Raw genomic sequence first — 22,871 nt, 5'->3', positions numbered from 1 at the left:
TGACCGCGAGAACTCGCTAGCCTATGCGGCCGAACCCGCGCTCTCCTTGGCGCGGAGAGCATCGACGAGTGGGGGGCCGCCTTGGGCTATGACATGACCATTGAGCATCCGGAGGGAGCCGGGGACCCCGACTTCCGCTTCAACATTTCGAGCATGGCCTCGGCGAAGGCAGCCATGGACAGACTGGGCATGATCGAGCACGGCCTTGTTCCTCCGATGCCTGACAGGGAGGACTTCGGGCTGACCTATCACGAGGCGTGCGTACTGGAAGGCGAGCAGCTGCCGCCTGCTGTCATCGCCTTCCGTGCAGCCGTCCAGTCGGCTTTCGACTGGCAAACCGATGACCCGGCCGGTATCCCCGAGCACAAGCTTGGACATACCAACGACGGCTGGCTGGTGACCCCCGCAGAGATCCACGCAGCCCTGGCTGTCCTGGAGGGGCAGCCCGCTTCTGCCAAGGTCGGCACTTTCGCCGAGAAGTACTCGGAGTCTTGGGCCGAATGGTGCGACTACTTGACGCGGGCGGCAGCCCACGGCGGCTTTCGCGTGGAATAGGGGCCCGCGCCGTCGTGACATCAACGGCTGACACCAACATCGGCGTACGGCCGTGATCGGCGACGGATGGAGCGATGGCCGGATACGGGGCGGAGAAGTGGCTACAGCAGGTCGGTTCCACGTGGAACCGACCTGATAAGGAAGAGGCCACAGGTTCAAGTCCTGTTAGCCCCACTCGCGAAGCACGAAGGGCACTTCCCCGGCAGGGGAGGTGCCCTTCGGCGTTCCGTGGGGCCCGCCGCGTGCCGGGGGACGCAGGTCACCGTTCGGTCTCGGCCGCTGTGTATAGTCGGGCGGGTCAGACCCTGTCCCCACGAGAAGGAGGAGGTCACGTCATGAAGAAGTTTCTCCTGATCGCGCTGGCCGCCGTTGCCGGGCTGTTCGTCTACCGACAGATTCAGGCGGACCGCGCCGAGCAGGACCTGTGGACGGAAGCCACTGACTCGGTCCCGGGCGGTTCCGGCGCGAACGTGTGAGAGCCCGCCTGGACGTCCGATGACGTCGGCGTACTCCCGGGCCCCGGCCGCTCAGAGCGGCCGGGGCCTTCGTTGTTGCCGGTCCGTGAAGGCGGCCCCCTTGTCCTCGCCGGACGGAACGTCCAGGCTCGCTCGGGCGAACGCGAACGCGAACGCGAACGCGAACGCGAACGCGAACGCGAGGGCGAGCGGCCGCGAGGGGGATGCGACGCCATGGAACGACGACCACCGTCCCGGCCCGGGCGGCGTGCCGCAGCGGCCCTGAGTGGCCTCGCACTGGCCTGCTCGGCCACCGTGGCGCTTGCCGCACCCATGGCCCTGGCGGCGCCCACAGGAGGCCACGACGCGGCCCCGGGCGGCTACCGGCTGAAGGGCGAGCGGACCACCGGCGGGACCGGAGCGCGGACCGCCGCTCCCATTGCGCCGGGCCAGTACCTCGACACCATCGGCCCGGACCAGACCCGCTGGTACGCCGCGGACCTGGACGCCGTGAGCACCGCCGACCTGTCGGCCACCGCCGTCCCGCGCCCGGGAGCTGCCGTCGGCTTCGGCGACGGCATCGAGCTCCGGCTGGCCGCCGCCGGCTCCTCCGGCGCCACCTGTGCCGACCAGTCCGCGCACTTCGGCCAGGACCAGGGCGCCATGACGCTCACCGGCGCGGTCAGCCGCATCCCCAGCCACACCCATGACGCGAGCTGCGACAAGGCCGGCCGCTACCTGCTGGCGGTGCACCGGACCACCGCCGCCGGTTCGGACCGCGCGCCCTGGCCGCTGGAGCTGCGGTTCGCCGACGAGGCGCCGCTGCCAGCGGGCACCGTGCCGGCCGGTGCGCGCACCGACTACGGCACGCCCCCGGCGCCCCTGACCGGCACCCCGAAGGACGTCACCGGCGGCAGCGGCTTCAACGACGCCACCCGGCTGACCCCGGGCGTCTGGCGGGACCACCTGCTGCCCGCCCGGACCCGCTGGTACACGGTGCACGTGGGCTGGGGCCAGCAACTCAGCTACGCCGCCGAGTTCGGCAACCAGCCGGTGCCGTCCGGCACATCGGTCGCGGCGCAGGGCACGTTCGTCTCCACCGCGGCCTACGCGCCCGGCCGGCTGCCGGTGCAGGACGCCTCGGACGCCCGCGGGGACCGCTCGTACGACGGGTCCCCGGTGTCGGTGGGCCTCGGCACCGTCCCCGTCACCTGGACCAACCGCTGGGTGGACGGCGAGCACGCGCAGGCTGTGCACGACGCCGGCGACTACACGATCGCGGTCTCCCTCGGCCCGGAAGGGGCCTGGGCGGCCCGCGCCACCGCGGTCGGTGTCGTGCTCCGCGTCCAGGTCACCGGGCAGGAACTGGCCGGACCGCAGTACCAGGCGCCGCCGCTGGCCGGCCGGGCCACCGCGAGTGTCACCGGAAACGGCGGCGGGACGGCGCGGGCCGCCGCGCCTGAGGCGACGTCAGCGCGGACCACCGGTCCGGCCGGCGGCCCGGCGCCGGGGGCGGCATCCGGCCCGACGTCCCGCGTCACCGGAACGGATCTGCTCGCCGCGGGTACGGGCGGCGGGGTGGCGCTCGCCGGGGTCGTGACGGCGGCGCTGCTGCATCGGGCCCGCAACCGTACGGACAGGGGTGGCGCATGAAGCGCACAACGTTCACCGCGGCGGCCGCCCTGCTGGCCCTCGCCGCCCTCCCGGGCCGGGCCACCGCCGACGGCACACCCGCGACCGGCACACCCGCGACCGGCGGACCGGCGACCGCCGGCCCCGAGACCTGGCAGCCCGGGGGCACGCTCCTGAACGGAGCGGCCGTCACGGGGGACGCACCCGAGATGAAGGCCGGCGTCACCTACCGCGACACCATCCGGCCCGGTGAGACGCGGTTCTACGCGATGACACCCGACACCGGCGCGTCCTCGGCGGTCTCGGCCTTCGCCGTGCCGCCGCCCGGGTCACGGGTGGCCTACGGCGACGGCATCGAGCTGAAGCTCGAGAGCGCCGACGGGACCGAGTGCGACTCCCAGGACGCGCACTTCGGCGCCGACGGCGAGGCCCGGCCGGTCGGCACGGCCGTCTCCCGCATCGTCACCGGGGACAGCGGCGATCCCTGCCAGGGCAGGAACCAGTACACGCTGCAGGTGCACCGGGTCTCCGACGGCGCCTCCGACCCCGGCGCCTGGCCGCTGGAGCTGCGCTACGTCTCGGAGCCGGGGCTGAAGGAGGGCGCGGCCCCGCCGTCCGCGCCCGCGGTGACCGCCGGCGCCTCGCCCACGCCGCTGACCGCGGGCACGCCCCACCAGGCGGCGGGCGGCACCTCGTTCGAGACCGCGGCCGCGATCAGGACCGGCATCTGGAAGGACACGGTGCTGCCCGGCGAGACGCGCTTCTACAAGGTCCCGGTGGACTGGGGTCAGCAGGCCACGGTCTTCGCCGACTTCTCCAGCGCACCGGTCAGGAACGACAGCGGGTACGTCGGGGCCGGGGTGCTGCTCACCGCGTACAGCCCCGTCCGCGAGCGCATCGCGGGCGACGACCGCGGCTACCAGGGCGCGCCGGTGTCCGTATCCGAGCAGTTGGCCCCGGTCGCGTACGGCAACCGCACGGCGGGCGACAGCAAGGTGGCGGCCGTGCGGTACGCGGGCTGGTACTACTTCGCGGTCACCGTGCACCCGGACGTGGCCGACTCGGTGACCGGGCCGGTGCCGGTGACGCTGCGGGTCGACGTCCAGGGCACCGCGCAGCCGGGTCCGGCGTACGACGGGAACGCGCGGGCGGCCGGCATCGGCGTCGACGCGAGGGACGTGGCCTCGGCGAACGGCACAGCGGGCGGCGGCGACGGGCACTCGGGGCCGCTGCGGTTCCTGGCGTTCGCCGCGCTGGGCGCGGGGACCATGCTGCTGCTCTCGCTGGCCGTCTGGACCGTGGGCGCGCGCCTCACGGCTGCCAGGACGGGTTCCGCGGCGGCCCGGCGACGGGGGTACGGGCCGACCGCTGGGTGGTGAGGCTCCGTCTGAGGCCCGGATGCCCTCGGGCCCGCTGCCGCTGCCGCTGTCAGGACAGGGCGAGGGCGACGAAACCGACCGCGAAGCAGAGCACGGCCAGGACGAGGACCGGGACCACGATCGTGGCGGGAGGACCCGGCCGCGGCCGGGTGGCGGGCACCTGGACCGAGGCGGTGTCGGCGGTGGGAGCGGGGCCGCCGACAGGCGCGGCGGCAGGCGCGGCGGGCGGGAGGGGGCCCGCGGGCGAGGGCGGCTGGAGCTGGGGCAGCGGGCCCGGCAGCGGGAGAGCTCCGGGCACGGGCGGCTCGACGCGGGTCCTGGTGTGGGTGAGCGGCTCGTGGGCCGGGAGCGGGGCGGCGTGACGGCCCTTGGGCCGCTGGTGCGCGGGGGACGGGGGCGGGGGCGGGGGCTCCGAGGGGGCTGACGCGGGGGCCGAGACATGGGCCGGCCCAGGGGTCTGTGCATGGCCCGGTGCGGGCGCCGGTGCCGGCGTCCGGGCGGGGGCGGGCGAGGGGGCGTGCTGACCCGGGACCCCGGCCTCGTGCGGCGTCGGGAGTGCCCCGGGCACTCCCGGCCCTCCCTCGGCCGGTCCGGCTTCTTCCTCCGACAGGGGGCCGTCCGGGCCGAACCCCCCGGGCAGCGCCCCGATCTGGTCGAAGATCTCGACGGGCTCGTCGTCCGCCGCGGGCTCGGGAAGGAGCTGCACCGCCGCGGCCAGCGCCTTGCGCGCCCCCGTCGCGGTGCGGAACCGAGCGTACGGGTCGGGCTGCAGCAGCGCGCCGATCACCTGCCACATCGCCTCGGGCACGCCGATCGGCGCCGGGGGCATGCCGTCGGTCTCGAAGCGCTCCACCAGGGCCTGGGCGTCGGGTTTGCGGCCGCTCAGCAGGTACAGGGCCACCAGACCGACCGCGTACAGGTCGGCCGGGAAGTCCGGTTCCGCGCCGGTCATCTGCTCGGGCGCGAAGTAGCCGGGAGTGCCGACCACGTAGTCGGCCTCGGTCAGCCGGGCGTCGCTCATGCGCATGGCGATGCCGAAGTCGGAGAGCCGGATGTGCGGTGTGCCGGTGCCGGTGGCCTCCAGCAGGATGTTCGCGGGCTTGATGTCGCGATGGATGACGCCCTCGGCGTGCACGGCGGTCAGCCCGGCGAGCAACTGGTCGAGCAGGACGCACACATAACGCGGCGGCAGCGGGCCGTAGTCGCCGATCAGGTGCGACAGCGAACCGCCGCGCACCAGGTCCATGGTGAACAGCACCTTGGCGTCGTCGGCCGCCCAGCTCGCCGGGGCCAGCACATGGGGGTGGTCGATGCGCAGGGCCTGCTCGCGGACGAACCGCAGCAGCGCGTGGGCGTCGCTCTGCTGGAGGACCTTGGCGGCCACGTAGCGGCGCCTGCGGTGGTCCCAGGCCCGCCACACCGCGCCGACGCCGCCGCGGCCGATGGGGTCCACCAGTTCGTACCGGCCCGCGAACACCTCGCCCATGGTGCGTCCGCCCCCTCGCCCGCTCAGTCCTGGTGCGACCTGTAGTGCTCCAGGGCGTCACCGGTACGCCCCGTGCCGTAGACACGGAGAAACTCTGCCAGGTGGGGATGTGAGGGCGCGAGGGTCCGCGCCGCGTCCGCGATCTCGTCCGCTGAGGCCACCGAACGCAGCACGGTCTGGATGCCGTGGACCACCTCGCGGGCGGACGTGGAGGCGGGCCGGGCAGAGGTGGAGTGGGTGGTGCTGAGCACCGAGGTGCCGCCCCACTTCTTGATCTGGTCCATCCGGGCGCCGGCCTCCGTCGCGCCCGTGCCGCCCGCGGTGACCTGCCAGGCCAGCTCCTGGAGCATCTGCAGCCGCTGCACCACGACGGGGTTGCCGATCTTGGCGCGCTGCCCGCTCATCAGCTGCGACAGCATCGGCGCGGACAGGCCCAGCACCCCGGCCAGCCGTACCTGGTTCTGCAGCCCCAGGTCCGCGATGAGCCGGCGGAACAGGTCGCCGAGCGGCTCTCCGTACCAGCCGCGCTGCAGTTCCATCGCCTCCCGTGCACGGGTGGCGGGCTCCTGGGCGGGGGTCTCCATGCACGCTCCTCCTGGCGGCCGCGAAACGCAAACCATCCTACGGAGCGCGATACCCGGTCGGAGCGGCGGCCGGGAACCGGTACGCTGTCTGCGACGCGGGGCCTTAGCTCAGTTGGTAGAGCGCTGCCTTTGCAAGGCAGATGTCAGGGGTTCGAATCCCCTAGGCTCCACTCTCTTCTTCGAAGGTCAGCAGCCCTTTCGCCGGATCCGGCGGGAGGGCTGCCGGCGTTGGGGCGCATGATCGCGGTCGGATGCCCCCCGGCATCCTTGCCGACCGCCGGTCAGGGTGAACTCCCGTCGCTATCATGGCAATTCGGCGCTGCGGGAGGGGGACAGGAGCGCGATGAGCCGTGAGGAGGCCGTGGCGACGGCCTGGCGATTACACACCTCGCTGGCCGAATGGACGGGGCGTATCGACGCCAAGGCGTCATTCGCGCTGACGATCGAGTCGGCGCTGCTCGCCGGGGTCGGAGCGGCGTCCAGCACGGGGAACGGGTTCGGTGGGCTGTCTGGATGGTGGCCCCGGGCCGAACTGTGGTGCGGGGTGGCACTGCTGTCGCTCGCGGCGCTGGCCGCGGTGCTCGCCGTCCTGCCGAGGGAAGGCCCCCCAGGCGGACAGCGCCCCGGGCCGGACGACTTCCTCTTCTACGGGGACCTGCGCCGCTGGACGCCGCAGGACCTCGCCGAGCGTCTGGGGCAGGCGGACCCGCTCACCGCGCTCAGCGCCCAGATCGTGACCACGAGCGCCATCATGTGGGCCAAGCACCGCCGCGTACGCCAGTCCCTGCTGCTGGCAGTCGCGGGGACTGGGCTGCTCGGGCTGGCGGTGGTGACCGGCTGACCGATGATGCACCCCGAGGAACGGACACCCGACCCCCGGCGGGTCGCCGACCAGCCCTTCTGGTCCCTTCTTGACACCCAGGCCCGGCGGGCTCTGGAAGCGGCCGGCCACCTGCGGACGCACGCCCCCAGAAGCCTGCTGCTGCGTCAGGACGATCGCTCCGACCACGTCTTCGTGCTGCGCAGCGGCTGCGTGAAGGTCTACACGGACAGTGACACCGGCTACCGCGCGGTGCTTGCCCTGCGCCGGGCCGGCGATCTGGTCGGCGAGCAGTCGGGTTTGAACCGCAGGCCGCGCTCGGCGTCGGTCTGCGCGCTGGTGGAAGTGCAGGCGCTGGTGGTGCCGGCCAGCCGCTTCGGCGCGATGCTGGCGGCCAGCGCGGTCATTGCCAACGCGGTCCAGCAGGTCCTCTCGCAGCGCTTACGCGACGCCGACCGGCAGCGCGCGGCCATCGGCTCCGCCTCGACGGAGTCGCGGCTCGCCGCTCTGCTGCTGCAACTGGCCGACCAGTACGGGCACCGTACGGCGGAGGGTGCGGTACGGATCGAGCTCCCTCTCTCACAGGAGGACCTGGCGGGACTGGTGGTCAGCTCGCTGCGGACGGTCAGCCGCATCCTGGAGCACTGGAGGCGCGACGGCATCCTCACCACTGGACGCCAGGTCCTCGAACTGGCCGACCTGAGGGTGCTGCGCGGGCGGGCGAACTCGTCCGTGGCAGGCCCCACGGTCGGCGTGCGGCCGCTTCCCCGGCCTCCCTCGCCGTCCGCGTAGCCGCGGCTCACACCTGGTCCCAGGTGTAGCGGGTCAGGCTGTCGCGGTCCGCGATCGGGTTCCACAGGGCGACGAACGACTTCTTCTCGGCCGTGGCCCGGTCGCTCGCCTGTTGTGCCTGCTGGAACGCCGGGGCGTTCGCCGTGGTGTTCTTGTCGCAGCCGTCACCAGCGAGGCCGTCGGCCCACTCCTGGAATCGGTCGTCGGCCTCGGCGGAGTCCGTCCAGGCCGTATTCAGACTGCTGACGGCGTCGGACCCCCCGGGAACGGCGTCGACACCGAGGTCGGAGAGTTGCTGGAGCAGGTCCCGGCGGGACGCCGCGGCCTGCTGGAAGACGTCGGCGGACCGGGAGAGCGACTCGCACTTCATGACGGACGCGACGGCGGCCCCGACGGCGGCGCGTGTCTGCGCGTTCTTCTGCAGCAACTGGTCGACCGCCGCGGCCTGGCTCTGCTCGCCGGAACCGTCCGAGCCGTCCGAGCCGGAGGAGTCGTCGTTCCCTGCCGAGCTGCCGGAGCCGCCGCCTCCCCCGTCCGTTGCCGTACCGCCGTCGGTGCCCAGGGTCGTGCCCGTCGTGGAGTTCCCCGACGCCGTGTGCGAGAGGCGGTCGTAGAGGTGGGGAGGCCCGAACAGCAGCAGCAGGGCCAGCACGATCAGGACGAACCAGCTGCATCCCCGGCCCTTCTTCTGCGGCGGCACGACGGGCGTGGCGGTCGCGCGGGGCGGCGCGTGGGTGGGGGACACCGGCTGGGCCGGTCCCGTGCCAGTCGCCGTCGCCGTCGCCGTCGGCGGCACGGTCCGGTGGACCGTGCGGGGAGGCCGGCCCTGCGGGTTGTGGGCGATGACCCGTTCCAGTTCCTTCGCCCACTCGCCCATGGTCGGCCGCTGCTCGGGGTCGGCCGACCGCCCCTTCGCCGCGAGCTGCGCCAGCGCCGGGTCCACCCGGGCTAGCTCACTGGCGTCGGTGCCCTCCTGCTCCCCCAGGAACAGCCGGACGGCCAGCAAGCTGTACTTGTAGCGGTCACTCCGTGCGGTACCGAGTTCCTCGCGGTCCGGCTCCGGTACCTGCCAGCCGGCCGTCTCGGCCTGCGGCAGTGCACTCCGGCCGCGCAGCCTCATCGCGTCGCAGTCGAGGAAGAAGCAGGTCGGCCGGGGAGTGAGGGAGAACAGCAGGTTGTTGGCGGACAGGTCGCCGACCGCGACGTCCAGCTCATGCAGCCGTCCCATCAGGCCGGCCAGATCCTGGAGCAGAAGGAGCCGCTGCAGGTCGGTCACCCGGATTGCCATCCGGTCCAGGTAGTCCTGGCTGTTGAACAGGAACTGGAAGGCCGAGAGCGCCGTTGTGCCGGCCGGCACGGGGAGGTTCAGGGTGAACGCGTCGGGCACCCGGCGCATCAGGAAGCCGCAGGGCCCGCGGCCGTCCTCGACCAGGGCCGCGGGCCAAGCGCTGCGCTCGCACAGCCAGCGCCCCACCGGCGGGTCGAGGGCCGGGACGAGGTCGACCATGGCCTGTAACGCCGAGAAGTCCGCGGTGGCCTGGAGGGTGGGCGCGTACTGCTTGTAGGCGATCGGCCATTCCTTGTTGATCTTCCGATCCTTGATGGCCCAGACCTCGCCCTGCCCGCCCTTGCCGAGTTGCCCGTCCCGGACGAGGGTGCTGAGGCGGACACGGGGAATCGCCTTGGGTGCCGTGCCTGTCATCGCCGGGGCTCCCGCAGCAGGTGCCGCGGCCATACGGCGAGCAGGGTGCGGTCGTCGTCGAAGGTCTCCCGGGAGAAGTCCAGCAGGTGTGCGAAGCCGAGCGCCGGCGGTGGCGCGGCCAGGCCGCGGTGGAAGAGGCGCCCGACGGCGCCGTCCCCGTCGCCCAACGCGTCTCCGAAGCCGTCCGTGCCGACCAGCAGGACAGAGGACGGCCCCAACTCCACCGTCTGCACGGCGAGGGGCGAGGGCACGCGCGGCAACGGCGTCACGCCGGAGGAGACGATTTCCGTGCCCTGGGAGTCCTTGGTGGCCAGCAGCCTCCGGTACCGCCCGCCGGCCCGGTCGAGCACCCAGGCGCCGGAGTCGCCGACCTGGACCAGATGTACCTCCGGAATGCCGTACCGGCCCGGCCGCACCACTCCCGCCACCAGCGTGGTCGCGTACAGCCGCTCGGCCTCCTCCGCGTAGGCGGACTCCGGTTCCCGGCCCGCGGCGGCCCGGGCGACGAGGCTCCACGCGGCGGTGCCCACCACGTGCGCCCAGTCCAGCGAGGGCACGTCGGCATCCATTTGGTGCAGCAGGTCGGTGACGGCGCCGCGGCACGCCAGCGCCGCTCCCGTCGCCGACTGCGGGGCGGCCGAGACGCCGTCGGCCACCGCGAAGACCACGCCTCCGCTGCCCTTGTGGACGGCCACCGCGCAGTCGTCCTCGCGCGGCGTGCCGTGGTACCGGTGGCCGTAGCCGCGAATGGAGGCCAGACGCATGGTCACCAGGTCGGTCGACCAGCCGTCCACCACCGTGTCGGGGCGGTACGGGGAGCCCTCGGGCGGCCGGGACTCGAAGACGTAACCGGGCTCGCCGACCTCGAGCACCGACCAGTCAGGAACGGTCGGTTCGCCCGGAGCATCGGCACGCGAGGCCGCGGGCGGCGGAGGCCCTACCGGACCCGTGAGGGCGCGCGGCGTCGGGAGCCAGCCGTGGGGCGCGCCGCCCGGCTGCGTTTGCGGATGGGGCTGTGGCGGGACCGCTTGCGCCGGGGTCGGCCGCGGTTCCTCCGGCTGGGGCTGCGGCCACCCCTCCGGCGTGGCCGGACCCTCGAAGTCCGCCCGCCACCCGTTGTGGCGCTCCCAGTCGCTGATGCCGAGACCTTCGCTGCGGGGCTCCGGCTCGTACGGGTCGGACATCTCAGACCTCGTCGATCGCCATGCTGAAGCCCTCGGGCTTGGTGACGATCAACTCGGCGTTGCCGGCGGCGAGGCTGCGCCCGGACTCCACCATGCTCTTGGTGAGGGCGACGAAGAAGGACGAGATGGCCTTCCCGAGGTCGGCGGCGGGCTTGGAGACCAGGGCGAACTCCGCGGTGGAGGCCACCTCCAGCATGACCTCCGGCGACGCGCCGCCTATTCCGCAGGCCACGATGTTCGGTGCGGCCGGGGTGACCGCCCTGTCGCAGAGCTGCCGGTGCGGCGTGCGCCAGTCCTCCCCGGCGTTGGGCATTCCGTCGCTCAGCAGGAACACCGCGGGGCGATGCACCCGGTATCCCTCGCCCTTGAGCTTTCCGATGTCGTTCGGGAGCCGGTTGAGTACGGCGCCGAACGCGGCCGCGTAACTGGTGCTGCCGCGGGTCGCCAGCTCCGGCGACCGGTACTCGCTTCGCAGGTCCGCCAGCTCGGTGTAGGTCACCACGTCGTCGGCGAAGCCGACCACGGTGAGCCGTACCTTGGCCGCGGCCATCGGCTCGGTGAGCATCGTTTCGTAGAGGGACTGCAGTCCCTTGTTGAGTTCGCCCAGGTGCGGGGTCATCGACCCGGACTCGTCGGCGAGTACGTAGACGGGCAGGAGAGAGCCGCGGTTGTCGGACACAGCGGTGATCCTTCGTTCGGACGAGCCCGGTCGGGCTGAGCGGATGGCTGTGGCACCCGTCGAGGCGCGGCGGGTGCGAAGGCTGGTGGACGGCGGTGGACAGGCGTCGGCCGGACGCGGCGGGGACGGATGCGGCCGGACGGGAACGGTGGCAGCGTCAGGAGGCCGTGGCGGGGCCCAGCCCCTGGGGATACTCGGTGACAAGGTCCGGGTGACCGGCGAGCACCCCTCGGCCCAGGTGCAGCACGGTGTTCTGCAACAGGGCCGAGAGGGCTACCGTCTGCTCGGGCACGCCGGTCCCGGGGGCGGCGACACAAGCGAGTTCCGAGGAGGAGGCACACCGCAGTACCGTGCGCGGATCGCTCTCGCCGAGACCGCAGGCGACAATTTTGGGAGCGTAGCGGTGCTCCGCCAGGCGCTGTTGGGCCTGCGGCCAGGCGACGCCGTCCTGCGGCGGGGCGACGGTCACCAGGAAGACCACCGGCCGGTGGGCCCGGCCGCCGCCCTTCTTGAGCCCGTCCACGTCGCCGGGCAGCAGGTCGAGCAGACCATCGAAGGCCGCGGCGAGTTTCAGGCCGCCACCCGCCGACAGGTGGGGGACGTCGGTTCCCCAGCCGACCTGCGTCAGAGGCAGCCGCATGTCGGGGCGTTCGGCGATGCCGACCACCGACAGGCGCAGCCCTGTGGCCAGGTCGGGGCTCTGCGCGAGCGCAGTGTGCAGAGAGCGCAGCGCGTCGTTGAACCCGGCGATGAAGTGCGCCGCCGCCTGCGATACGTCCAGCAGCACATAGACCGGCACGACAACGGCCGGCTTTGCCTGGATGCTCGGGGCGGAACCCGCGCCACCGGGCGTCAGGTTTCCCCAGAGCACGGGCGCCGTCGGGACGGGGGCCGTCGCGTCCGCGGTGGGTGGGAGACCCGGGGGGGCCGTCCAGGGCGAACCGCCACCGCCCCCACCGCCGTACAGCGCCGCGACGTCCGCCGGGCGGAAGAAGTCCTTGTCGACGAGGAACTTGAACATCTGCTCGTTGCGCTCGACGCCCAGTTCCCAGCGGGCGGCCTGGCCGGTCTCCCACTCGATGCGCAACTGCATGGCCCGGTCCGTGTCCTCGGGGTGCTTGATCAGGTGCTGCCTGATGAGGCCCTCGATGTCCCAGCTCATCCCTGCCAGGGCGGTGCCGCGTCGCTGGTCGCGTGCCAGTTCGCCGTCGAGCTTGATGTCCTCGATGGCCTGTTCGGAGCGCGCGCCGGCCACCGCCGAGTCGTGCCGGTGCTGTCCGAGCGTCCGGTTTCGCTGCGCCGCCCTCAGCGCCTTGATGTACTCGGTGGCGGCCTCGTCGGGCTCGATGTGGATCTGGCACAGGTAGATGGTGATGCCCTCGGGAAGCCTCACCTCGTTCTGGAACGCCCGATTGACGGCCTCCTCGGCCCGGTCGGCCTCATCGATCGGGAACGCCCGCGCGATGGTGCGGATCTGGTGTACGACGTGGCCGTAGACCACGGGCAGGGCGTCGGGGATGTTGCGGCTCACCACGTTCGCCGGGTCGTGCACCCGGAAGCCGACGTCGAAGCGGGCCGTGAACCGGTGCGCCTGGTCGCTGCAGGGCAGCGGGGTGCGCGTGACGGCTGCCTGCCGACGATGGTCGCTCACGTCGACGGCCAGCCGGACGCCCGCCTTGCCGAGGACCTTCTCCCAGAACGAGGGGGTGGCGCTCGTGCCGACAGTGAGCGTGCCGTCCGGCGCCCTGTGCACGATGGCGACATTGCGGTGCTCGTCCCACCACTCCCGATAGCGCTCCCTGGGCACCCGGTCGACGCTGGAGATCAGCGGCAGCGGCGCGGTCATGTGAGTCCCTCCCGGACGAGCATCCTGTTCACGGCCCACGCGGTGAGCGGCAGGGGCGCCAACTCCTCGCGGTCGGTCCACGTCTCTGCGCAGCGACGGACGATGGCCGCGGAGCGGCGGTCGCCGGACACCACGTCGGCCAGCATGGTCAGGAACGCTGCGCGCAGCCGCTCATCGGCCTCGGCCAGTCCCGCCCACGTCTTCAGCGTTCGCTCCGCCTGCCGGTTGAAGAAGGGCCGGCTCAACGCCTCGCGCCACAGCACCCGCAGCGGCTCGACCAGTTCGGGCCGGCTTGCCCGCAGGAACAGCAGCATCGGCCAGCCCTCGGCCTCCGGCCGGCCGGGGCGCGCATCGTCCACCACCGACTGCACGGCCACGATGAGGAAGGCCAACAGGCAGGTCGGCCGCTTCTGCGGGTCTTCCAGCGCCGCCCTGAGCGCCCCCAGGACCAGAGGCGGCGCCGTCACATCGTCCTCGGCGAGCAGGTCGGTGTAGGCGTAGCCGATCGCCACCGCGACTTTGACGTGGTCCACCTGGGACAGTCGCGAGAGCGCGTTGATGGACTGCCCCATGTCGGCCGCCAGCGGCGTCAGCCCGTAGACGCGGGCCGCCGCGGCCTGGCCCAGCGGGCGTGACCGGTCGGCGTACCACTCGCCCACCAGGGCCCTGATGTCCGGCAGCAGGGCCGGGTTTCGGCTGGCGGCGGCGAGGGCGTAGCCGGCCGCGTTGCGGTACCGGTACTCACTGTGGTGCGCCCAGCGGGACAACACTTCCTCGCTGATGTACGGGAACGACTCCGCGAGCAGCCCGCCCAGGGCGACCGCCGCATAGACCGAGGCCTCCTGCGACCCCTCGGCGACCAGTTCGCCGAGCCAGTCCACCAGCACGTCCTGCAGGGACAGCTCTGTCCACGCGTGGGTGATCACGCGGCGCGGGTAGTCCGGTTCCTGGTATGCCAGGCACACCACCGGTGCCCGCCCGGTAGGGCTGCCGTCGCGGCGGCCCGCGATGGCGGGGACGCGGTGGGCCCGCAGCCGGGCCAGAAGTTTGCGCAAGGGGACCCCCGTCGGGTCCCGAGGGGGCAGGTCCTGGTACTTGCCCTCGTCGTCGGCTGGACGCGCCGGGGAACGCGTCCCGTCCAGCCGTCGCAGCAGCGCGCGGGCGGCCTTGGCGATCTCCTCCTGTGGCAGGCCGTTGAGCACGGCCAGGGCGATGGAGAGACACCGCACCGGCGGTTCGGTGAGCCCGTCTGCCCAGATCTCGAAGGTCTCGAGGCCCTTGCGGGCCATCCGGTCCCGCACCTTCCGCAGATCGGGGTCGCCGGAGGAGAACTCGTCGTGGAGGGCGGTCGCCAGGTCCGCCGCCGTCCGGCAGGACGCTCCCGCCCCCAGGTGCTCGCTGAGCAGTGTCTCGACGTCGCGGTCGGCCAGGATCTGTTCGGTGGCGGCGCCCCCGAGCCGCCACTGCAGGTAGCGGCGCACGATTCCGCGGGGAGCGGGCGGCCGGGTGAGGTCCACCACGCCCGAGAGCACCTCGCTGTCGGCGACGTCGGTGTCGGCGAGGGTCACCACCATGAGCGCCCCTGCGGCCAGCAGGGAGGTCTGCAGCCGCTGGTAGACGTCGCCGCGCAGGTTGGCGGCGTCGGCGGGCCGGTCCAGCAGGAAGCCCGCCCCGGACTCGATCCCGGTCGCGTCGCCGTCCTCGCCGCTGTCGATCCGGTCCACGAGCGAGCCGACGTCCACCTGGCTGTCCAGGTGGTAGACGGTGCCCCGACAGGGCGTCAACAGGCGCACAGCGGCGGCGGTCTTGCCTGACCCGGCGGGTCCGCGCAGGATGACGACGCCCTCGCGACGCAGCGTGGTGCGGGCATCGTCAATGCCAGGCGCGTCCTCGTACGCGAAACGGACGCGGTCGCGCAGGGCCGGGGAGAGTGGGCGCAGCCGGTCGCGGCGGCCGCCCAGCAGGTAGACGAATTTGTCACCGCCGACCACGTCGCCCTCGACGTTGGCGAACGCGTTGCGCAGGTGGTTGTGGAGGTGCGAGCCCTGGCCGAGACGGTCGGTGGCCGCGCTGGCATCCTCGCCCGGGGCGACCCGGTCGGCACCCGGACCTGACGGTGGCGCGGTGCTCCCGGGCTGGGCGCCGCCCTGTCCGGGTGTCTCCGGAGCGCCGGACCCTCCCGCATCGGAACCCGTCGTCGGGGTTCCCTGCGCGGGAGGGGCCGGCGTCCCCCCGGCGCCTGGAGCGACCCCCGACGCCCCGGGCGCTGTCCCACCGCTGGGCGCGGTGCCCCCTGCCGGAGGTGCTGTGGTCACGAGATCGGTCCTCCGTGGACGTGCTTGTCCCCACCGACGACGTCGCCGAGCACCGTCCCCACGCTGAAGGTGGTCACCCGGCCCGGCTGGGCTCCGGCGGCCGATGTTCCGGCAGCGGACCCGGCCGGTTCTGCGGGCGCTGCGCCGGTCCCGGCGGGCGTGGTACCCGGGGCGCCGGGTGCGGTGCAGGGACGCTGCGGCGAACCGTCCCCGGACGGCAGCCCGGGCGGTGCGCTGTATCCGGGCACGGTGACCCAGCCGTGGATCGTCTCCCCGTGCTTGGTCCTGAACTGCAGGGGCAGATAGGCCGCCGGGTCCAGTCCGCGGTGGCCGTGCCGCACCACGCCCTCGTACACCTGCTCCGAGACGACGAACGCCAGCCGGGCGAGGGTGGCGGCCTTCAGGACGTCGCGCAGCGGCTGCGCGTCGACCAGGCGGAAGGCTGTGTTGACGGCATCGCCCGACCAGCCGTGCGGATCCTGGACAGCGAGCCCCTGGTGGAGAGCGACGCGCATGCGCAGGGAGTGCGCGTCGCCGTAGATGGCCGCCTTCGCCCGCAGTCCGTCGTCGAGTGCTCGCAGCAGCGGGCCGGCCAGCCGTACTGGAGAGACCGTCGACGGCACCAGCATCAGGATGCCGTCCCCCCGGTCCTCCATCACGACGTTTTCCGCGTTCACCCCCGCGTCCCCGAACGCGGTGCGCACCACGTCGTACATCGCCGCCCGCAGGGACAGCTGGAGCGGATCGGACCGGGTGCTGAACGTCTCCAGGTCCAGCACCACGATCCAATGGTGCAGCGCTTCGCCAGTCATTCCTGCCTCCCTGCGACCCCGCAGAACTGCGGTGTCCCTGTCCTACGGCACAGCCGGAGACCCGTCCACGCCAGATGGCGCACACCGCCGACCAGTTGCCGGCAAGCCGCCTCCGCAGACGGGAGGCCGGCACGGAAGCCCCTCAGGACCGCGGGCCCCGGGCGACTCCAGGTGGCGGCGCGGGCGGTGCGCAACAATCGGGGGCGTGATGTTCGGCATCCTCGGGACGACCCGGGTCATCGGTGCGGACGGCGGCGAGGTCGCGCTCGGCGGTCCCCGGCGCAAGGCGTTGCTCGCCCTCCTGCTGCTCGACGCGGGACGGCTGGTGACGGTCGAGCGGCTGATCGACGGGCTGTACGGCGAGACACCGCCGGCCGGGGTGGGCAACGCCGTGCAGTCGCAGATCTCCCGGCTCCGGCAGGTGCTGCCGGTGCCGATCGAGGGCCACCCCGCCGGGTACCGCGTGGTGACGGACCCCGCCGAGGTGGACGCGCACCGCTTCCAGCGGACCGCCGCGGACGGCCGGGACGCTCTGGCCGCCGGGGACGCGCAAGGGGCGGCGGAACTGCTGCGGGACGCCCTCGGTCTCTGGCGCGGTCCCGCACTGGCCGACGTCCGTGACGCGCCCTTCGCCGCCGCACAGGCGGTCCGGTTGGAGGAGTTGCGGCTCGGCGCCCTGGAGGACCGGGTCGAGGCCGACCTTGCCCTCGGCCGGCACCGGGCCCTCGTGGCCGAACTGGGGGAGCTCGTCGCGGCTCGCCCGCTCAGGGAGCGGCTGCGGGCCCAGTTGATGCGGGCCCTCTACGGGTCCGGCCGTCAGAGCGAGGCCCTGGAGGCCTACGAGACCGCTCGCCGCACCCTGGCCGACACGCTCGGGGCGGACCCGGGCCCCGAACTGGCCGCAGTCCACCTGGCCGTGCTGCGCGGCGACCCGGCCCTGCTGCCGGAACCGGCGCCCGTGCGCCCTGTTTCACGTGAAACATCGGCAGACGATGAGCTTCACCGCGAAACGGACAAGGGTGACGCTGTTTCACGTGGAACATCGCCGCTCCCAGCTCCGGAGATGGCACCCCGTCATGAACTACCCGCGCAGTTCACCAGCTTTGTCGGCCGGGACGAGGAACTGGATCGCATCGGCGATCAGTTGGCGCAGAGCAGGCTGGTCACCCTCATAGGCCCCGGTGGGGCGGGCAAGACCCGGCTCGCCGTGGAGGCCGCCCGGCGCTGCCCGTACGACGCGACATTCGTGGAGCTTGCCGGGCTCACGAACGGCGGCGAGCTGCCCCAGGCGGTCCTCGGCGCCCTCGGGCTGCGGGAGGGCGGGCTGCTGCCCAGCGCCGGGCCGGGCGCCCCCGCTCCGGCTGCCGCCGGGCCCGACCCGGTCGCCCGGATCACCGCGGCCCTGGACGGCCACCCCCTGCTGCTCGTGCTCGACAACTGCGAGCACCTGGTGGAGGACGCGGCCCGGTTCACCGCACGCCTGCTCGCCGGCTCCCCCCAGGTGCGCGTCGTGGCCACCAGCAGGGAGGCGCTGGGGGTGGCCGGCGAGGTGCTCAGCCCCGTCCCGACGCTGTCGCTGCCGCCGGCGGGCTCCGCGCCCGAGCAGGTCCTCGCCTCCCCCGCCGTCCGGCTGTTCCGGGAACGCGCCGCGGCCGTGCGCCCGGACTTCGACCCAGCGGCCGATGCCGTCACCGCCGACGCCGTGCTGCGGCTGTGCACGGCCCTCGACGGCCTTCCCCTGGCCATCGAACTCGCCGCCGCCCGCCTGCGCTCGCTCTCGGTCTCGGAGATCGCCGACCGGCTCGGCGCCGCAAGCGGCGACGTCCCAGGCGGCACCGCCGCCGACACGTCCCCGTACAGCCTCGGAGTACGCCCCGACGCGCTGTTCCGGCTGCTGTCCCGCGGCAGCCGCACCGCCGAACCCCGGCAGCGTTCGCTGCGGGGAGTCGTCGACTGGAGCTGGGACCTGCTCCCCGACGACGAGCGGGCCGTGCTGCGCCGCGCCTCGGTCTTCGCCGGTGACTGGACACTGGCCGCGGCCGAGACTGTGTGTGCCGACGGCGACGCCATCGCGCCCGAGGACGTCCTGGACCTGGTGGCGGCGCTGGTCGACAAGTCCCTGGTGACCGTGCGGCAGCCGGACGGCTCTGGCGGCGTGCGCTACCGGCTGCTGGAGTCCATCCGCGCCTACGGCGCCGAACGCCTCGCGGAGGCGGGCGAGACCGAGGCCGTCCAGCGCACGCACATCGCGTACTTCCTCGACTTCGCCCTCACCGCCGACCCGAACCTGCGCACCTCGGCCCAACTGGACTGGCTGCGACGGCTGTCCGACGACCGCGACAACCTGCAGGCGGCCCTGCACCGCAGCCTGGACGACGGCGACATCCCCACCGCGATGCGGCTGATCTCGGCGCTCTCCAGCTACTGGCTGCTGCGCGGCGTCCGCTACGAGGGCGCCGGCCCGGCCCGGCGGGTGCTCGCCGCGACCGGCCCCCGTCCCCCGGCGGGCATGGAGGAGGAGTACGCGCTGTGCGTCATGGCCGTGCTCAGCACCCTGTCGGATCCCGGGGACTTCGCCGACCACGTCGCGGCGGCCACCGAGATCGTCGAGGCCATGGACCGGCTCGCCCGGCGCTTCCCGGTGCTCACCCTGCTCTGGGCGCCGTTCGCCGGAGTGCCCGAGGAGGGGGCGAGCACGCTGGAAACCCTGGAGGCGCTGCTCGACGGCGGCCCTGACGACGCCTGGTACCGGGCGCTGGGACACCTCGGCACCGGATTCCAGGCCTGGCTGGTGGAGGCCGACGCCGACCAGGCGGAACGCGAGTGCACCCTGTCGCTGGAGGGCTTCCGCCGCCAGGGTGACCGCTGGGGCATGATCACCTGCCTCAACGTGCTGGCCGACCTCGCCGACTACCGGGGGGAACTGGGGGCGGCCGCGGACCTGCTCGGCGAGGCGCTGGTCATGGCCGAGGAACTGGACTCCGCCCTCGACATGGCCGAACTGCTCTGCAACCGCGCCGACTACAGCCGTGCGGCCGGCGACTACGCGGCGGCCACGGCGTCCTGCGAGCGCGCCGTGGAGCTCTCCCGGCGGGCGGGCGCGCCCGAGACGCTGGCCATGGCGCACCTGGGCCTGGCCGAGACGGCGCGCCTGCGCGGTGACCTGGCCGCGGCACGGAGCCTGTGCGAACAGGCGCTCGCGGAGTGCCCGGTGGGCTGGTTCTCCACCAACTCCACCCGGTCCTCGGTGCTGGTGGCCCTGGGCCGGATCGCGGTCGCCGAGGGCGACGCGGCCACCGCCCGGACCCGGCTGCGCGAGGCGGCCGCCGTCGACGCCGCGGCCCTGCAGCTCGCGTTCGCCGGTTCGGCGGCCTCGGAGGCGGCAGCGGGCCTCGCGCTGCTGGAAGGCGTGCCGCGGCAGGCCGCGGTGCTGCTCGGCGCCGCTGAGGCGCTGCGTGGCGGTCCGCTCAAGGGCTCGGAGGCCGACGCCTCGGCGGCGGCGGCCCGCGGCGCCCTCGGCGAGGCGGACTACAGCGCCGCCGTGGCTTCCACCCGGGGCCTGGCCCGTGAAGAGGCCGCAGCGGTCCTCAGCGCGTACGTCGGGGCCGTCTGAAGGGCTTGTGAGCCGCGGCCGGCCGCGCAGCCCGCGTACGGCCTTCCCCGGGCCTTCCGGCGCCCGCCCGCGCTGATCCCGTCCCCTCAGGACCTGGCCCGGCCACGCGCCCGGCACCACCCTGCCCGCGCCGCCCTGCTCGTCCTGCCCAGCCGCCGGCGCCACCGGGCCACAGCGGTGCGCCCGCTGTCAGCGGCGGTGCGCGGGCCGTCAGCGAGCGGTCAGCGGGCGCCCGCATGCTCCGGGGCATGACATCGCAGACGCTTCCCCAGAGCCCCGGACCCCGCCCCCGCAGCGAGGAGCCCGCCCCCGCCGCCGGCGCCCGCCGGTGGGCCGTGCTGGCCATCTGCTGCGTGGCCGCCGCCCTGCTCGGCATCGACAACAGTGTCCTGAACTACGCCGTGCCGTCGCTCGCCCGCCAGCTCCACCCCTCCTCCACCCAGTTGCTGTGGATCGTGGACGTCTACGGCTTCGTGCTCGGCGGTCTGCTGATCGTCGCGGGCAATCTCGGCGACCGGATCGGCCGCAGGAAGCTGCTGCTGATGGGCGTCACGGGCTTCGGACTGGCCTCCGCGCTCACCGCCTACGCGGGCAGCCCCGAGATGCTGATCGCCGCCCGGGCCCTGCTCGGCCTCGCGGGCGCCACGATCATGCCGTCCACCCTGTCGCTGGTGCGCGCGGCCTTCACCGACCCCAAGGAGCGCACCACCGCGATCGGCGTCAGCAGCGGTGTGGCCGCCGCGAGCTTCGCTCTCGGCCCCGTGGTCGGCGGCCTGCTGCTCGACCACTTCTGGTGGGGGTCGGTCTTCCTGATCAACGTGCCGGTGATGGCGCTGGTGCTGGTCGCGGGCCTGCTGGTGCTGCCCGAGTCGCGCAACCCGCACCCGGGCCGGCTGGACTGGGTGAGCGTTCCGCTGTCGGTCGTGGGCATGTTCGGCGTCATCTACGCCATCAAGACCGCCGCGCGGGACGGCGCCGGCTCGCACCCGGCGTGGATCGCGGCGGCGGTCGGCAGCGTGTCCCTGCTGGTCTTCCTCCGCCGTCAGACCCGGCTCGCCGAGCCGCTGCTGGAGCTGCGGCTCTTCCGCACCGCGGCGTTCTCCGGGGCGATCGGCGCGAACGTCGTGACGATGTTCACCTCCTCCACCCTGTCGCTGGCGTTCTCGCTGTACTTCCAGGTGATCCGGGGCTGGTCGCCGCTCACCGCGGGGCTCGCCCTGCTGCCCGGCCCGCTGTCCGCGGCCTTCGCGGCGCCGCTGTGCTCGGTGCTCATCCCCCGGGTCGGGCGGGCCCGCACGGTGGCCATCGGCCTGTTCCTGATGGCCGTGAGCACCGCGGGCCTGGGGATGTCCACGCAGCACACCGGCTACCTCCAGCTGCTGCCGCTGCTGGTCGTCAACGGGGTCGGCATCATCTTCACCTTCTCCGTCACCGCCGACACGATCCTGGCGAGCGCGCCGCGGACCCGTACCGGCGCGGCCGCGGCGATCTCGGAGACGGCGATGGAGCTGGGCGGCGCGCTGGGCATCGCGGTGCTCGGCTCGGTGCTGAGCGCCTTCTACCGCAGCGATCTGACGCTGCCGCGGGGCCTGAACGCCGCGCAGACCTCGGCCGCCCGGGAGTCGGTCAGCGGCGGTGTCGAGACCGGCGTCCGCGTGGCGGGGAGCAACGGACAGCACGTCGCGGACGCGGCCCGGCAGGCCTTCGTCGACAGCATGCACACCACCACGCTGATCGCGGCGACGATCATGCTGCTCGGCGCGGTGGCCGCGCTGGTCACCCTGCGGAACGTGCCGGCCGTCCTTGATGAGGACGCCGACGGTCACAGTGCCGAGGGCGGTGCCGGGGACGGCGCCGGGCACGGCGTCGTCGGAGAGGGCGGGGACGCGCGGGAGCAGACGGTGCCGACGGCGTGAGCGGACATGCCGGAAAAAGGCCGCGGCCACGCGCGAGGAGCACGGTCCGCGGCCACCCGGGAGAAGGCGGTGGGCACCCCCGTCGGGGTGCCCACCGCCTTGCCGGCCCGCCTATTCCTCGTCGTCCTCCGGACGGTCGGCGTCGGCCTGCTTGGCCTCCACCTCGGGGTCGAGCCCGGCCTCCGGGGACCCGTCGACCCGGTCCACCTTCGGGCCCGAGCCGTTGACGGACTGGCCGTCCTCCAGGGTGTCGACCACGGTCAGGGTCGCCCCGGGACCGATCCGGTCGCTGACCTCCGTCGGCTCCGACGGCTCCACCAGCCAGTCCGGACTGGACTGCTTGTTCCACCACTTGACGGCCGCGTAGGCGGCACCGCTCGCCAGCACCATCACGAGCATCCCGCGCATGGCCCGGCCGGCCTTCTGGCGGCGGATCTTGCGCCGCACCAGCCGGTCGATGTCCTCCGCGGTCACCTGGCCGCGCAGGGCCTGCAGCGCCGCCGCGCCCCGGACGACCACCTCGTCCTTGGCCGGGCCGGCCTTGGCCCGCGTGGTGGCGACCGCGGCCGCGGCGATCGGCACCGTGTACTCGGCGGCCGTCCTCGCGCCCTTGCGGGTACGGCGGGCGGCCTTCTCCACCGCGGTGGCCGCCTTCGGCGGCACGGCCGCGATCGCCTGGTCACGCGCCTGGTTCACCTTGTCGGCGAGCTTCGCGTCGTACTGCTGCTTGGCCAGCAGGCCGGCCTGCCGGCCGTAGACGCCTGCCTGCTTGCCATAGATCACGGCGTTCTCTTTCGCCGTCGTCGCGTACGGTGCCGCCACCTCCGCGGCGTGCCGCACGCTGTCCTTCGTCACGTCGGCCGCGTGGCGCACGCTGTCGATGCGGGTCACAGGAACCTCCTCCTCGGTGGCGTACGGTTTTCGCCTTTCCACCCGGTTTGAAATCATGCCCGGCCGCCCCGGGTACGGCATGTGCGGCAAGGCATCCGGGTCAGTCGGCCTAGTTCGGCGGGTACCGGCGCGGCCCGACCGGGGGCACGTCCCCGGGCGGGGGTGCGCCCGTGCGAGGATTTGTGCCCACTCATCAGAGATCTATGGAAG

Annotated in this window: 17 protein-coding genes and 1 tRNA gene; 9 read left to right on the top strand and 9 right to left on the bottom strand. The window is 73.5% G+C overall.

Translation table 11 applies throughout. The features are described from left to right. The first annotated feature begins 93 nt into the window (after window positions 1-93). From K7862_RS27580 to K7862_RS27565, 4 genes are all read left to right on the top strand, one after another. Window positions 94-555, top strand: a complete 462-nt coding sequence (locus tag K7862_RS27580) for a hypothetical protein (RefSeq protein WP_222967252.1) — start codon at window positions 94-96, stop codon at window positions 553-555. A gap of 335 nt (window positions 556-890) precedes the next feature. Beyond that, entirely contained in the window at window positions 891-1,031 is a 141-nt protein-coding gene (locus K7862_RS27575) for a DLW-39 family protein (protein WP_222967251.1), read from the top strand. A gap of 213 nt (window positions 1,032-1,244) precedes the next feature. After that, window positions 1,245-2,663 (top strand): hypothetical protein, encoded by a 1,419-nt coding sequence (locus K7862_RS27570; RefSeq protein WP_222967250.1) that lies wholly within the window; start codon window positions 1,245-1,247, stop codon window positions 2,661-2,663. Next, on the top strand, window positions 2,660-4,021 hold the full coding sequence (locus K7862_RS27565; protein ID WP_222967247.1) for a hypothetical protein: 1,362 nt from the start codon (window positions 2,660-2,662) through the stop codon (window positions 4,019-4,021). The genes K7862_RS27570 and K7862_RS27565 overlap by 4 nt, the downstream gene beginning before the upstream one ends. A 49-nt stretch (window positions 4,022-4,070) precedes the next feature. Here the strand turns inward: K7862_RS27565 and K7862_RS27560 are convergent, their stop codons facing one another. Together K7862_RS27560 and K7862_RS27555 are read right to left on the bottom strand one after the other, a co-directional pair. Further along, on the bottom strand, window positions 4,071-5,507 hold the full coding sequence (locus K7862_RS27560) for a serine/threonine-protein kinase (protein WP_222967245.1): 1,437 nt from the start codon (window positions 5,505-5,507) through the stop codon (window positions 4,071-4,073). Between the two features lie 23 nt (window positions 5,508-5,530). After that, window positions 5,531-6,091: a DNA-binding protein gene (locus tag K7862_RS27555; protein WP_222967243.1), complete on the bottom strand. Its 561-nt coding sequence runs from the start codon at window positions 6,089-6,091 to the stop codon at window positions 5,531-5,533. 97 nt (window positions 6,092-6,188) lie between these two features. Between K7862_RS27555 and K7862_RS27550 the strand changes: the two genes are divergently transcribed. The 3 genes from K7862_RS27550 (at window position 6,189) to K7862_RS27540 (ending at window position 7,703) form a co-directional block, all read left to right on the top strand. Beyond that, window positions 6,189-6,261: transfer RNA gene (locus tag K7862_RS27550), tRNA-Ala, on the top strand. A gap of 173 nt (window positions 6,262-6,434) precedes the next feature. Further along, the gene (locus tag K7862_RS27545) at window positions 6,435-6,932 is read left to right on the top strand and encodes a Pycsar system effector family protein (protein ID WP_222967241.1); all 498 of its coding nucleotides are present in this window, start codon (window positions 6,435-6,437) and stop codon (window positions 6,930-6,932) included. Between the two features lie 3 nt (window positions 6,933-6,935). Continuing rightward, a complete protein-coding gene (locus K7862_RS27540) occupies window positions 6,936-7,703 on the top strand; it encodes a Crp/Fnr family transcriptional regulator (protein ID WP_222967239.1) in 768 nt (255 codons plus the stop codon). A gap of 7 nt (window positions 7,704-7,710) precedes the next feature. Here K7862_RS27540 and K7862_RS27535 read toward each other — a convergent pair whose 3' ends face one another. From K7862_RS27535 to K7862_RS27510, 6 genes are all read right to left on the bottom strand, one after another. Beyond that, entirely contained in the window at window positions 7,711-9,405 is a 1,695-nt protein-coding gene (locus K7862_RS27535; RefSeq protein ID WP_222967237.1) for a hypothetical protein, read from the bottom strand. Continuing rightward, window positions 9,402-10,277, bottom strand: coding sequence for a protein phosphatase 2C domain-containing protein (locus K7862_RS27530; RefSeq protein WP_222967235.1), 876 nt, complete (start codon window positions 10,275-10,277; stop codon window positions 9,402-9,404). Before K7862_RS27530 ends, K7862_RS27535 begins: the two co-directional genes overlap by 4 nt. A 313-nt stretch (window positions 10,278-10,590) precedes the next feature. Beyond that, window positions 10,591-11,268, bottom strand: a complete 678-nt coding sequence (locus K7862_RS27525) for a vWA domain-containing protein (protein WP_222967233.1) — start codon at window positions 11,266-11,268, stop codon at window positions 10,591-10,593. A gap of 157 nt (window positions 11,269-11,425) precedes the next feature. Beyond that, on the bottom strand, window positions 11,426-13,114 hold the full coding sequence (locus K7862_RS27520; protein ID WP_222967232.1) for a vWA domain-containing protein: 1,689 nt from the start codon (window positions 13,112-13,114) through the stop codon (window positions 11,426-11,428). After that, the gene (locus K7862_RS27515; protein WP_222967231.1) at window positions 13,111-15,429 is read right to left on the bottom strand and encodes an ATP-binding cassette domain-containing protein; all 2,319 of its coding nucleotides are present in this window, start codon (window positions 15,427-15,429) and stop codon (window positions 13,111-13,113) included. Before K7862_RS27515 ends, K7862_RS27520 begins: the two co-directional genes overlap by 4 nt. Further along, window positions 15,426-16,241: a nucleotidyl cyclase domain-containing protein gene (locus tag K7862_RS27510; protein WP_222967230.1), complete on the bottom strand. Its 816-nt coding sequence runs from the start codon at window positions 16,239-16,241 to the stop codon at window positions 15,426-15,428. Before K7862_RS27510 ends, K7862_RS27515 begins: the two co-directional genes overlap by 4 nt. A gap of 205 nt (window positions 16,242-16,446) precedes the next feature. Between K7862_RS27510 and K7862_RS27505 the strand changes: the two genes are divergently transcribed. Together K7862_RS27505 and K7862_RS27500 are read left to right on the top strand one after the other, a co-directional pair. Continuing rightward, complete coding sequence (locus K7862_RS27505) at window positions 16,447-19,854, top strand: ATP-binding protein (RefSeq protein ID WP_443611934.1); 3,408 nt, start codon at window positions 16,447-16,449, stop codon at window positions 19,852-19,854. A gap of 248 nt (window positions 19,855-20,102) precedes the next feature. Further along, complete coding sequence (locus tag K7862_RS27500; protein ID WP_222967229.1) at window positions 20,103-21,770, top strand: MFS transporter; 1,668 nt, start codon at window positions 20,103-20,105, stop codon at window positions 21,768-21,770. A gap of 111 nt (window positions 21,771-21,881) precedes the next feature. Here K7862_RS27500 and K7862_RS27495 read toward each other — a convergent pair whose 3' ends face one another. Further along, entirely contained in the window at window positions 21,882-22,661 is a 780-nt protein-coding gene (locus K7862_RS27495; protein ID WP_222967228.1) for a DUF5324 family protein, read from the bottom strand. Window positions 22,662-22,871 lie beyond the last annotated feature (210 nt).

Source organism: Actinacidiphila acidipaludis, from assembly GCF_019890725.1.
Lineage (GTDB): Bacteria > Actinomycetota > Actinomycetes > Streptomycetales > Streptomycetaceae > Actinacidiphila > Actinacidiphila acidipaludis.
The sequence above is the reverse complement of the archived record's forward strand: the minus strand, read 5'-3'. Positions and strand labels throughout refer to the sequence as shown.

Bases quoted from the DNA above. Each gene is read 5' to 3' on its own strand.
- K7862_RS27555 (WP_222967243.1), bottom strand. From the start codon at position 6,091: ATGGAGACCCCCGCCCAGGAGCCCGCCACCCGTGCACGGGAGGCGATG.
- K7862_RS27565 (WP_222967247.1), top strand. From the start codon at position 2,660: ATGAAGCGCACAACGTTCACCGCGGCGGCCGCCCTGCTGGCCCTCGCC.
- K7862_RS27535 (WP_222967237.1), bottom strand. From the start codon at position 9,405: ATGACAGGCACGGCACCCAAGGCGATTCCCCGTGTCCGCCTCAGCACC.
- K7862_RS27580 (WP_222967252.1), top strand. From the start codon at position 94: ATGACCATTGAGCATCCGGAGGGAGCCGGGGACCCCGACTTCCGCTTC.
- K7862_RS27520 (WP_222967232.1), bottom strand. From the start codon at position 13,114: ATGACCGCGCCGCTGCCGCTGATCTCCAGCGTCGACCGGGTGCCCAGG.
- K7862_RS27575 (WP_222967251.1), top strand. From the start codon at position 891: ATGAAGAAGTTTCTCCTGATCGCGCTGGCCGCCGTTGCCGGGCTGTTC.
- K7862_RS27545 (WP_222967241.1), top strand. From the start codon at position 6,435: ATGAGCCGTGAGGAGGCCGTGGCGACGGCCTGGCGATTACACACCTCG.
- K7862_RS27570 (WP_222967250.1), top strand. From the start codon at position 1,245: ATGGAACGACGACCACCGTCCCGGCCCGGGCGGCGTGCCGCAGCGGCC.
- K7862_RS27540 (WP_222967239.1), top strand. From the start codon at position 6,936: ATGATGCACCCCGAGGAACGGACACCCGACCCCCGGCGGGTCGCCGAC.
- K7862_RS27560 (WP_222967245.1), bottom strand. From the start codon at position 5,507: ATGGGCGAGGTGTTCGCGGGCCGGTACGAACTGGTGGACCCCATCGGC.
- K7862_RS27500 (WP_222967229.1), top strand. From the start codon at position 20,103: ATGACATCGCAGACGCTTCCCCAGAGCCCCGGACCCCGCCCCCGCAGC.
- K7862_RS27510 (WP_222967230.1), bottom strand. From the start codon at position 16,241: ATGACTGGCGAAGCGCTGCACCATTGGATCGTGGTGCTGGACCTGGAG.